Raw genomic sequence first — 12,066 nt, forward strand, 5'->3', positions numbered from 1 at the left:
CACAAAAGTAGATTCTTCTGTTTGAGTAGGTGTTTCTTGATGTTTAAGTTTTAGCAAAACATTTTAACAATATGGTAACAAACAAAATTTTGTTAAAATCAATATTGCTTCTTGAAGTTACTAAATACTTACCTTGACAAAAAACGTTTCTATACTTATCTGTTAGAATCGAGTACTGCTCTGATTGAGCCATGCTTTTCGAGGAGTGATTGTGCTTTTTCTTCTGAAGTCTGAAGTTTCTCCATGATCATTTTGATTCCTCTATCGACCAACTTCTCATTACTCAATTGCATATCCACCATTTTATTCCCCTCTACATGGCCTAGTTGGATCATCAGAGTTGTAGAAATCATATTAAGAATAAGTTTCTGACTCGTGCCAGCTTTCATTCTGGTGCTTCCAGTTACAAATTCTGGCCCAACCAGGGCTTCAATTGGATACTCCGATGTTTCGGCTAACCGTGTATTTTCATTGCATGTGATACATCCTGTAAGAATTCCATTAGCGCGAGCTTCTTTTAGTGCACCAATTACATATGGCGTACGGCCTGATGCTGCTATTCCTATTACAGAGTCGTTATCCTTAATACCTAAAAATTTTAAATCTTCCCAACCTTGACGTTCATCGTCTTCTGCAAACTCAACAGCCTTACGTATAGCGCTATCGCCACCAGCAATAATCCCAACTACTAAATCATGTGACACTCCAAACGTTGGCGGACACTCAGAGGCATCTACTATACCCAATCTTCCACTAGTGCCTGCTCCAATATAAAAGAGTCTTCCACCTTTTTTCATTCGTGGAACAATGTGATTGATCAGGTTCTCGATTTGAGGAATACATTTTTCTACTTCTAATGCTACTTTCTTATCCTCCTCATTGATATTAGTCAATAGTTCACTCACATTCATTTTTTCTAAATGATCATAATTTGAATCAGATTCTGTAAGTGATTTTTTAGTCATTTTCTTGATGATATAATACCAATCTGGCAATCGGTGATTCAATGATGTTACTGATTAAGATTCCCTTATCATTCCCAAGCTGACGAAGGGTATCTGAGAAATAATACGCTATAGATCCTGAGAAGTGATAGGCTTTTGACGAATAGTCGCTTCTATGAAAAAAAGCCGCAAAGAAGTCTTCAAAAGATTTATATATCAACTTATACACATCTGGATGATTTCGATGATTATAAATAAACGGGGCGAAAGATGCTAAATATTGATTTGGCAGAGGTTTATCATAGATCCTCTGGATTACCTCATGAGAGGTAAGGTCAAATTCTTTTTGAAAAATGTCAATAATATCAGATGACAATTGATCTCTAAATAGTTGAGTTAACAGCTTTTTGCCCAGATATGCACCACTTCCTTCATCTCCAAGAATAAACCCTAATGAAGCGCCAACCTTATTGACAGATTTTCCATCATAATAGCATGCATTAGCGCCTGTGCCAAGAATACAGACGTTTCCTTCTTTTTTACCGCACAATGATCTGGCAACACCAACTAAATCGTTTTCTACATATAAATCATCGCCAAAAATCTCAATCAACGATGATTTTACTTCCTTTTGTTGCTGAGGCGTATCAACACCCGCTGCATAAAAAAAAACTGGAATGTTCTTTTCTATTTTATTCCCAAAGACTCTTCCAATGTCCTCTTTTAGCTCGTTTAAGCTATGTGTATAGGCATTAAACCCGACTGTTGTAAACTGGTCGATTACCCCATTGCTTACAAGCCTCCATTGAGTCCCGGTACCTCCAGCATCTCCTATTATGAAAGAAGAGTTAGGCATTTGCTGACTTATAAATTTTCTCAATGATTTCAACAGTCTTCAACCCTTCTAAACCATTCGTAGCAATGCTTCCTTCTCCATTTAATACGGCTATTAGGTTTTCATACACTCGATCGTGGTTACTCATGCTTCCCTGATATTCGCCATACTCATTGGCGGGGTTTCCTTCTTTCAGCGTTCCAATTTCTTCTCCTTCAAAAGATTGATATTCCAACTTATTCAAATATTGGCCTCCAACTTTCACGGTACCCTTTTCGCCAAATATGGTAATTGACCCTTCCATGTTTTTAGCAAAAGCATTCACTGTATAATTTATTGTCCCTAAAACACCGTTTTTAAACTTCAATGAAACAACTCCTGTATCCTCAAATTCAATCACCTCATCATGCGCATAGTTTTGGATCATAGCTGATGTTTTTTCTACATCGCCAATCATCCAGTATAAAAGATCGATAAAATGACTGTATTGTGTGAAAAGTGTTCCTCCATCTAACTGCGCAGTTCCCTTCCAACCAGAATTCTTGTAGTATTCAAAGTTTCTATTCCAAAAGCAATTCAGCTGAATTGAATAAATATTGCCCAAATCTCCTTTATCTATTTTTTCCTTTACTGCTTCTATTGCTGGGTTAAATCTATTTTGCTTGACAATGAAAAGTCGCTTATTGCGCTTTTCAGCCGTCTTGATCATTTCCTCACAATCCATAGAATTAATAGCCATTGGCTTTTCGCACAAGACATGAAATCCTGAGTTCAACGAAGCAATTGAATGTTCTGCATGAAGTCCGTTTGGTGAACAAACAGCAACGACATCCATATCCTTAAAACTTAGAAATTGATCAACTGATGAAAAAAAAGGTATTTCATACTCCTCTCCGAGTTTTTGAGCCTTATCAATTGACACATCACAGACTGCTGCCAACTCTCCCAATTTAGCTATATGCCCAGCGTGTCGCTGTGCTATTCTTCCACAGCCAATTATACCAACCCTTATTTTATTCATTATTTAAGATTTCTTCCAGTTTATTTACCAGGCTTTCATGTGAAAATTTTTTCAGAAGGATATCAACATCTTCCTTATCTGGCATTCTTTCATTTTCAAAAGTGTCCTCAATAAACCCACGAATTTCATTTACTTCTGTATAGGACAATATCACTCCAACATGTTTATCATTTATGAGATCTCCTAGGTCACTTTTACGTTCACCCAAACACAAAATTATTCGCTCTGCTGCTAGGTACTCAAAAAACTTTACAGGAAGAATCCATTCTGAATTACTTGTTTTGTTCTGTAGTAAAAGTAAAATATTGCATTTACTATATTCATCCTGAACTGCCTCATGGGAAAGATATCCTAGAAACTCAACCTTGCTTTTTAACTCTTGAAGCTCTCCAATTTCAGCCTTTATAGATTCTGACACAATACCTCCGATCCTGACCCGAAGCTTATTAGCAAATACCTGACTTTCCCTACACATCTGATCCAACAATTGCCACAACTGTCTAGGATTTCGGAGCTCATTCAGCATTCCGAAATAGCCCATTGTAAAGTGTGATTCATTTGGCTGGGCGGTAGACTTGTTGGTGATAGTAAGCCCATTGTGTAACACATCAATGTTTCCGAAAGATTTAGCTAACCTCCCGCTTACAGTGGTTGCTACATCAGATTCTTGCAGTACACTTCTTTCCATCTTTTTGTGAATACTCAGTGCAACCTGTGAAACGTTTAGCTTTTGAAGTACATCCCATTTGCTCCAAGGATCTCGGAAGTCTGCAAGCCACTTTACGCCAGTTGATTTTTTAACCCTCCTACCAATCAAATGAATACTATGTGGAGGGCCAGTCGTAACAATAGTACCAACCTCTTCATTCTTCACTAATTTTATTGCCTTAGAAGCTGCGGGTCTAACCCAGAAAAATCTTGGGTCAGGAACGAATAAATTACCCCTCACCCATACCGCAATTTTATCTTTGAAAGATTTATTTGTTTTTTCAAGTACTAAGCCTTGCTGAATATTTTTTCGATCTTTATTTCCTGTCAGTTTATGAAAGAGATTGAAAGGTTCCCATATCGGGACTTTAAAAACAGGTATCTCTTTTACGCGCTCTAATAATCCTTCATCTTTTATTTCAAACTGCGGATTTTCTGGGGTCAGTACTAGAGGTTCCCATCCTATTTTTTTGAGTTGTAGTGCAAAATTCATCCAACGCTGCACACCTACACCTCCGCTTGGTGGCCAATAATAGGTAATGATTAAAATTTTTCGATTAGGCTTCATGAATACAAAGGCAAATCAAAATAATATTCAATGAATTTTAGTCTTAATTAGGGATTTGATTTCATCTTCTTGATTAGGATTGAACCAATGGATATCCTCATCTCTCCTAAACCATGTCAATTGACGTTTTGCATAGCGTCTGCTATTTCTCTTCAATAACCTAACAGCTTCTTCTTTATCATATTCACCATTCATAAATCGGAATATTTCGGAGTATCCTACTGTTTGCAAAGCATTGTGAGCTTTAAACTCATATAGGTTTTCCGCTTCTTCAAATAGTCCATCCTTTATCATAAGATCCATACGATAATTAATTTTCTCAAAAAGAAGCTCTCTATCCATATGTAGTCCAATCTTCAGATTCTGATAGGGTACGCCTTTTTTTATCTTTTTCCGAAAAGATGAAAAAGGTTTACTTGTCGTTCTAATAACTTCTAAGGCTCTTATGATTCTTTGACTATTATTTTCATCTACTTCTTTGTAATATGTTAGATCTTCTCTTTTTAGTTCCTTTAGTAGTTCTTCTAACCCACCATCTTCAAATTCATTATTTAATTGATTCCTTATTTCAGAATTTATTTCAGGCATATCATCAAAACCTTCCCATAATGCTTTCAGATAAAGCCCTGAACCTCCAACAGCAAGCACAATAGGATTTTCTTTACTAATCTCTTCAATCTTTTTTGATGCATCACGACCAAACTCACCCGCATTATAAACCTCGACAATTGAATGAGAATCGATAAAATGATGCGGAACTAAAGAGAGTTCTTGAGGAGTAGGTTTTGCGGTTCCGATCATCATTTCTCTATAAAATTGGCGTGAATCCGCAGATATAATTTCTGTGTTTAGCCATTGAGCTAACTTGATGGAAAGTCCCGTCTTTCCAACGGCGGTAGGACCAACGATAGATATTAATAAGGGGTTACTCGAATTTGCCATCTTTTGTAATGGCTAAAATGCCTAATTTTATTCGATATGGCCGAGGTGGAAAACGATATTAATCAACTGAAGAACAAAATTGCGAATCTTCAGGCTCAGTTAGATAATACTCAGCGTGACTATTATACACTTGTCGAAAAGACCAATCAAAATCTCAAGGATCTATTTGACAACTCGAATGACCTTATTACCATATTCAAAAAAACAGGAGAAATAAGATTTGCGAATGAAGCTGTGAAAAACAAGCTCACATATACCGAAGATGAAATTACAGATCTCAAATTTCTAGAAGTCGTCCATCCTGACTACCGTAGAGGAACCCTCGAAAACATTCTTAAAATAACAGCGGGAAGTCGGTTTGAAAGATTTGAAACAGTTTTAATTTCAAAAACAGGTAAAAATATTTATGTGACTGGTAAGCTTACTTCAGTCTTTGAGAATGACGAACCGGTAGAATACAGGTGTGTATTCTACGACATTACTGAACGAATTAGAGCTGAAAGTGCCCAAAGTCTTTATTACCAGATTGCCAATATTACTATTACAGAAAATGATCTAGAACAACTATACAAAAACATCTATCATCAACTGCACCAGATGTTGAGAGTATACAACTTCCATATCTCTTTAAAAGAGGGTAAAAAATATCGCAGCATATTCTACATCAACGAAAAGGCCAAAGAGCAAGAGCTCACATTTGATGTGGATCAAACGCTCATGGAATATACTATCCAAAGAGATCGGTCTTTGATTGTTTATAAAGACGGAATAGAGAAAATAAGTCAGCAAACCGGTGTTGCGTTTGAAGATCCTATTCCAAAGATATGGCTTGGTGTTATTATCAGAACCGCCTCTGAGATAGGCGTTATGTCAATTTGCAGCTACAAAGATCAAAGTGCTTTTAATAATAAAGACCTTGAACTTCTTGATTATATAGGTGGTCAAATAAGCCTGGCGATGGAACGTCAGCATAAAGAAGAAAAAATTGAAAATCAAGCTGCTACTCTGGGGGCAATTTTCGATAGTAGTACGCATGAAATTTGGTCGGTGGATAAAAAATTTAGATTTACTTCATTCAACCAGAACTATGAAATTGCTTTCAAAAAATATTACGGATTTCCTCCAAGAATAGGGCAAAGTATAAGGGAAGTTTCTGGAGACAGTCTAAGCTTAGAAGTAAAAGATTTCTGGGTAGAGAAATATACGGAAGCTTTTCAAGGAAAATTTATCAATTTCCAAACACATACCCTTAACAAAGAAAGAAAGATGGTCTGGCGAGAAGTATTCGTTAACCCTATCTTTCTTCCTAATGGAAGAATTGAAGAGCTTTCTGTCATTGCGAATGACATCACCGAAAAAAAGGAATCTGAAAGTGCTATAATTGAAAGTGAAGAAAAGTTTAGAACTATTTTCGAGTCGTTTCAAGATATTTACTTTAGGTGTGACACAGAAGGAAAAGTCACTATGATTAGTCCTTCTGTACAAGAGGTGTTGGGGTATGAACCAGCCAGTGTAATTAATACAAGCATCTTAGATTTTGCGGATAAAAAAACGCAAGTTGTAGAGATCGGCAAAAGAATTAATAAGGAAAAGAGAATACGAAATGTTGAAGGCACGTTAAAAACAATTAAGGGGAAAAAACTGCAATTCTTCTTCAATATCCGACTCATAAATAAAGATGATGGTGATTTAGAAATAGAAGGTGTAGCCAGAGACGTATCCAAGCTGAAGGAAACCAATGAGGAATTGATGCGAGCTAAGGAAATGGCTGAAAGATCCCTTAAAATCAAAGAACGTTTTCTTGCCAACATGAGCCATGAGATTCGAACTCCAATGAATGGAATCATTGGTATGATTGATCTTCTTGCAAGTACACGTCTAAATGGTGAGCAATCAGAGTACGTCAAGACAATTAACAAGTCTTCCCAAACTCTTCTCAATATTCTTAACGACATTTTGGATCTATCCAAAATTGAAGCTGGGAAAATGGATCTTCGCCAACAACCTGTTCACTTAGTAAAGACTATTGAAAAGGTGTACGATCTATTTTCTCAGCAAGCCTCTTCAAAAGACAATAACCTATTCTATCACATTGATGAAAGTATTCCAGAGTGGATCTTGGGTGATGAGACAAGAATGATTCAGGTACTATCCAATCTAACTTCTAACGCTATTAAATTCAGCGAGAGTAAGGGGAATATTAATATGAGTATCCGGCTGATTAAGAAACGAGGAAAACAGTTTGTTTTCAAAGTTTCAATCAAAGATTCAGGCATTGGGATTTCAGGTGAAGATCAAAAAAGTTTATTTCAGAGCTTCCATCAACTTGATAATAGTAGTTCTAAAAATTTCGGAGGTACGGGTCTAGGTCTGGCTATTTCACGTGAACTTGTAAAATCAATGCAAGGTGAAATTGGAGTAGTATCCACTCCTGGGCTAGGCAGCACCTTTTGGTTCACTTTTATGGCAGAGGAAATATCTGCTGATAAAGTAGAAGAAATAAAACCTGATAAACCATTTACAAAAGAATTTACTGGGAAACAACCCAAAATACTCCTCGTTGATGATAACGATGTAAATCGAAAAGTAGCGAGTAGTATTATGCTAAAGTCTGGATGTAATGTGATTGAAGCCATTGATGGGTTTGATGCTATCGAAAAGGTTAGTAAAGAAGGTTTTGACCTTATCTTTATGGATATTCAGATGCCAAAAATGGATGGCATTCAAGCTACTCATGAGGTTAGAAAGATTAATGGAGGATCAAATACTCCAATCATTGCGATGACTGCCTATTCTATGGAAGAAGACAGAGAGCGTTTTTTAAATGCTGGCCTGGATGATTACCTAGCTAAGCCCATAAAAGCGGATATGCTAATAGACAAAATCAAGAAGTGGGTAGAATTTGATCCTATTGAAGTTTCAATTGAATCTTTAAATGAAGAAACAGAAGATCTCCCAATTAATCAGAACACACTTAATCAGCTGGCTAAGTTTGGTGGACAAGAGCTCATTGAAGCTACCTTGATAGAATTTGAAGAAGAGGCCGAAGTGCTGGTAAAAAACATAGAAAAATTCCTTAACGAAGAAGAATATGAAAAAATGAGAGGGGAATTACACACACTAAAGGGCAATGCTGGCACTTTAGGAGTAGAAAAATTATCTAAACAAGCTGCGACTATTGAAAAAAGGTTAAAAGAAAATAAATTTGAAGGATTGGAGAGAGAAGTTCAATTGCTGAAATACCTTTTTAAAGAGTTTAAAGAAAGTAGCCAAAACCTATTAGTCACCGATGAGTAAAAAAATAATAGTAGCTGAAGATAGCAGCGTAATACAAAATCTGACAAAGAAGATTCTCTCGCAGCTTAACTACGAGATTTCGTCCGTTAAAAACGGTCAACAAGTTCTTGATTTGCTGGATAAACAGGAATTCGATATGGTATTGTTAGACATTCATATGCCCATTATGGACGGAATGGAATGTGCCAAACAAATCAGAAATCTTTCAGGAAGCAACAAAAACATTCCAATTGTTGCCATCACCGGGAATGCAAATAATTATACCATGGAGAATTTTAAGGAAGTTGGTATTAATGCATTTATCCCCAAACCTCTCAACTATGACTCAGTTGTAGAGATGGTGAAAAAATACACGGATGACGATTAAGTATACGAATCATTTCCTGAACAAGCTAGAGGATGTCATGTCTGAGACTGATTATATCCTTCGCTATGAAAAAGGAAATTTCCAATCTGGGTATTGTATACTAAATGAAAGCAAAGTAGCAGTAATAAATAAATTCTTTGCTTTAGAAGGAAAAGTCAATAGTCTCATTGAAATTATTCGCTCTATAAAAGTGGATACTACGAGGCTTAGTGAGAATAACAAAAAACTCTATTCTGAAATCACTAATAATCAGCTTCAATTGTGAAGGTCACCTTTCTTGGTACCGGTACTTCACAAGGTGTACCTGTCATTGGTTGTAAATGCAACGTTTGTACATCTCTAGACTTTAGAGATAACAGATTAAGATCATCCATTTTAGTAGAAATGAACGATGTGCATATGGTAGTAGATACCGGACCAGATTTTCGTCAACAGATGCTTCGTGAACGGGTTGATAAATTAGATGCTGTACTTTTTACACATGAACATAAAGACCATACCGCCGGGATGGACGACATTAGAAGCTATAACTTCAGTCAGAAAAAGGACATGCCTATTTATGGCAGAGCCAAAGTCCTAAACCAGTTAAAGCAGGAATTTTCTTACATATTTTCTGGAAGAAAGTATCCTGGAATCCCTAAAGTTGATTTAAATGAGCTAGATGGTAAACCATTTAAGATTGCCGGAAATAAGATTATTCCAATTGAAGTGATGCACCATAAATTGCCTGTTTATGGTTTTCGTTTTGGCGATTTCACCTATATCACAGATGCCAATTTCATCTCGGAAGATGAAAAGAATAAAATAAAAGGATCAAAGATTATTGTACTTAATGCACTCCAAAAAGAAGACCACATTAGCCACTATACATTAAGCGAAGCTATTGAACTGATAAAGGAACTTAACCCAGAAAAAGGATATCTAACACATATCAGTCATCGACTTGGACTTCACATGGATGTTTCAAAAGAGCTTCCTGAGAATATTGAAATAGCTTGGGATGGATTGCAATTGTCTCTGAACGATTAATAATCCATTGCCATGTTTCACAACTATTTCTTCTTGAAACGTCTGGCCCCAGAACTTGAAAAAGAGCTTCTTGGATTATCTCTTCTAGAATGCTTTTCGCAAAATAAAGATGAGCTAATTCTAACTTTTGGTAGTAGTACAAGAGAATTTCATATCAGAGCAAATTTGGATCCCAATGTCTCGCTGCTGTCCTTTCCTGAAGAATTTGCTCGCGCGGGTAAAAACAGTGTAGATCTCTTTCCGAAATTGCTAGATAAAACTGTCAGGCAAGTATCTGTTTTTCAATACGAAAGATCTTTTAAAATCGATTTTGGTGATGAGGCTCTGATCTTTAAGATGCATTCGAGAAGAGCAAACATTCTTCACTCCAGAAACAATGATGTTATTAACATCTTTAGAAAAAATCTAAGTGCCGATATTGAAATAAGTCCTACTGACCTAAACAAGGATATTGAAATCTCGCAAGAGCAATTTATTGCAGCTAAGCATAATCCTATTGAATTAATTCCTGCTTTAGGAAAAGAAATAAAGGTTCATTTGGAACAAGCTGAGTTTCATAATCAACCCGATCAAAACAAATGGAGTTTGTTTGCTCTTCTGCTACAACAATTAGATGATAATCCAATCTTTTTACATGAAGGACCATCCATCAGTCTAGTGAAGCTAAGTGATGAAAAAACACAAAGTGCAATTGCCGCAGCGAACTGGCTTTACAACAAAACCGTTCGTAGTTTCTACTTTGAAAAGGAGAAATCCGATGGGATAAATAAGCTTAAGCAGCGAATCAAAAAATCCGAAAACTACCTATCTAAGACAAAAAGCAAATTACATCAAGTAGAGAATGCCAGAAGCCCAGAAGAGATAGCAAATATCTTAATGGCTAATCTTAATAGTTTACAAACCGGCCTCTCTAAAACAGTACTCCACGACTTCTATACAGATCAGCCAATTGAAATAAAGCTCAATAGAGAACTTAGCCCTCAAAAGAATGCTGAAAATCTTTATCGAAAATCAAAAAATAGACATCAGGAAATAGATGCATTGAAAGAAAATATTGACGCCAAAGAAAACCTCATTGAAAAACTAAGCAGGCAGATTCTACATATTCAAGATATAGATGGCACAAAAGAGCTCAGGAAGTACCTAAAAGATCATGGCTTGATTCAAAAAGAAAAGGTCAAATTAGACAACCTACCCTACCATGAATTTGAAGTAGACGGATGGCAGATTCTTCTCGGCAGAAACGCAAAAGCCAATGATGAACTCACCCTAAAAGTCGCCAACAAGAATGATCTCTGGCTACATGCAAAAGATGTTGCTGGCTCTCATGTCGTTGTTAAGCAAAGACCTGGGCAGAACTTCCCCAATTACATTATTGAAAAAGCAGCAGCATTGGCGGCCGCTAATTCGAAGCGCAAGAGTGACACTCTTTGCCCTGTCATTTACACTCAAAAAAAGTTTGTTCGGAAGATGAAAGGCTCTCCAGCAGGTCAAGTAATTGTAGAGAAAGAAGAAGTGATGATGGTTGAACCATCAAGCATCTAAAAACAGAGGGTACTTAAAAGTACCCTCATCGCAATCATATCAAAATACTCTACTATGATGAAAGACTGCTGTTCTTCAATTTCTTTTCACTTTCAAAAGTGAATAATATGTAGTTGTGAGAATTGTAAAATTGACGGTGAATCTATTTTTATCACCTACAAATCTGATAAGGATATTTTTCAAAACATATTAGTTAATCGATTAATTGATCCGGTCTGTAGAATAACCAAATAGTTAACTTATCTGGTACGCTAACCTCTGATTCAAAACAATAATTGACTTTTAAACAAACAGTCTTACTTTAGCTATTCAACAATTCAACTATGTCTACACTGGAACTTATTGGATGGCTAGGTGCTGGCTTATTGCTGCTAGGTTTTGCCCTGAATATCTTTCAAAAGATACAAGCCGAATCAAATACCTATCTATCACTCAATTTAATAGGCTCACTTCTTTTATTATATAATGCCTACATGAATGAAGCCTTTCCGTTTGTAGCGGTAAACTTTGTATGGGTAGCCTTTTCCGCATTTAAATTGATCCAAATAAGGGTAAAATCATGACAGACGGAACGCAAAGGAGTGAAATTAAGATCGGTTCTGAAGTAGAAGTTGTTCAAAAGCATCACCAACGATCAGGAGAGCTTACAGAAGGAATTGTAAGAAAAATACTTACAAAGTCCCCAAATCACCCACATGGAATAAAAGTGATGCTGGAAGATGGAATTGTAGGTAGAGTCAAGAAAGTAATTCACTCTTAGAAATTCTTCTCAATCCAAGAGTCAAGTCCTATTACATTTTTTAACTATTT

At 36.3% G+C, this 12,066-nt stretch carries 12 protein-coding genes; 7 read left to right on the forward strand and 5 right to left on the reverse strand.

All coding sequences use genetic code 11. The features are described 5' to 3' along the window. Positions 1–155: 155 nt before the first annotated feature. The 5 genes from murQ to miaA are packed head-to-tail and all read right to left on the reverse strand — an operon-like array spanning position 156 to position 5,018. The gene (murQ, locus tag ABJQ32_10345) at positions 156–965 is read right to left on the reverse strand and encodes an N-acetylmuramic acid 6-phosphate etherase (GenBank protein ID MEP5290041.1); all 810 of its coding nucleotides are present in this window, start codon (positions 963–965) and stop codon (positions 156–158) included. After that, positions 958–1,800: a hypothetical protein gene (locus ABJQ32_10350; protein ID MEP5290042.1), complete on the reverse strand. Its 843-nt coding sequence runs from the start codon at positions 1,798–1,800 to the stop codon at positions 958–960. The genes murQ and ABJQ32_10350 overlap by 8 nt, the downstream gene beginning before the upstream one ends. After that, entirely contained in the window at positions 1,793–2,800 is a 1,008-nt protein-coding gene (locus tag ABJQ32_10355) for a Gfo/Idh/MocA family oxidoreductase (protein ID MEP5290043.1), read from the reverse strand. The genes ABJQ32_10350 and ABJQ32_10355 overlap by 8 nt, the downstream gene beginning before the upstream one ends. After that, the gene (locus ABJQ32_10360) at positions 2,793–4,076 is read right to left on the reverse strand and encodes a hypothetical protein (protein MEP5290044.1); all 1,284 of its coding nucleotides are present in this window, start codon (positions 4,074–4,076) and stop codon (positions 2,793–2,795) included. Before ABJQ32_10360 ends, ABJQ32_10355 begins: the two co-directional genes overlap by 8 nt. 27 nt (positions 4,077–4,103) lie before the next feature. Next, positions 4,104–5,018, reverse strand: coding sequence for a tRNA (adenosine(37)-N6)-dimethylallyltransferase MiaA (gene miaA / locus ABJQ32_10365; protein MEP5290045.1), 915 nt, complete (start codon positions 5,016–5,018; stop codon positions 4,104–4,106). Positions 5,019–5,054: 36 nt separating this feature from the next. Here miaA and ABJQ32_10370 point away from each other — a divergent pair, with 36 nt between their 5' ends. The 7 genes from ABJQ32_10370 (at position 5,055) to ABJQ32_10400 (ending at position 12,016) form a co-directional block, all read left to right on the forward strand. After that, on the forward strand, positions 5,055–8,315 hold the full coding sequence (locus tag ABJQ32_10370; GenBank protein ID MEP5290046.1) for a PAS domain S-box protein: 3,261 nt from the start codon (positions 5,055–5,057) through the stop codon (positions 8,313–8,315). After that, the gene (locus tag ABJQ32_10375; protein ID MEP5290047.1) at positions 8,308–8,682 is read left to right on the forward strand and encodes a response regulator; all 375 of its coding nucleotides are present in this window, start codon (positions 8,308–8,310) and stop codon (positions 8,680–8,682) included. The genes ABJQ32_10370 and ABJQ32_10375 overlap by 8 nt, the downstream gene beginning before the upstream one ends. After that, complete coding sequence (locus ABJQ32_10380; GenBank protein ID MEP5290048.1) at positions 8,672–8,947, forward strand: hypothetical protein; 276 nt, start codon at positions 8,672–8,674, stop codon at positions 8,945–8,947. Before ABJQ32_10375 ends, ABJQ32_10380 begins: the two co-directional genes overlap by 11 nt. Then, positions 8,944–9,711, forward strand: coding sequence for an MBL fold metallo-hydrolase (locus ABJQ32_10385; protein MEP5290049.1), 768 nt, complete (start codon positions 8,944–8,946; stop codon positions 9,709–9,711). The genes ABJQ32_10380 and ABJQ32_10385 overlap by 4 nt, the downstream gene beginning before the upstream one ends. Positions 9,712–9,723: 12 nt before the next feature. After that, positions 9,724–11,256 (forward strand): NFACT RNA binding domain-containing protein, encoded by a 1,533-nt coding sequence (locus ABJQ32_10390; GenBank protein MEP5290050.1) that lies wholly within the window; start codon positions 9,724–9,726, stop codon positions 11,254–11,256. 323 nt (positions 11,257–11,579) lie between these two features. Beyond that, the gene (locus ABJQ32_10395) at positions 11,580–11,819 is read left to right on the forward strand and encodes a hypothetical protein (GenBank protein ID MEP5290051.1); all 240 of its coding nucleotides are present in this window, start codon (positions 11,580–11,582) and stop codon (positions 11,817–11,819) included. Then, entirely contained in the window at positions 11,816–12,016 is a 201-nt protein-coding gene (locus ABJQ32_10400) for a YwbE family protein (GenBank protein ID MEP5290052.1), read from the forward strand. The genes ABJQ32_10395 and ABJQ32_10400 overlap by 4 nt, the downstream gene beginning before the upstream one ends. The last annotated feature ends 50 nt before the right edge of the window (positions 12,017–12,066 follow it).

Source organism: Marinobacter alexandrii, assembly GCA_039984955.1.
Lineage (GTDB): Bacteria > Bacteroidota > Bacteroidia > Cytophagales > Cyclobacteriaceae > Ekhidna.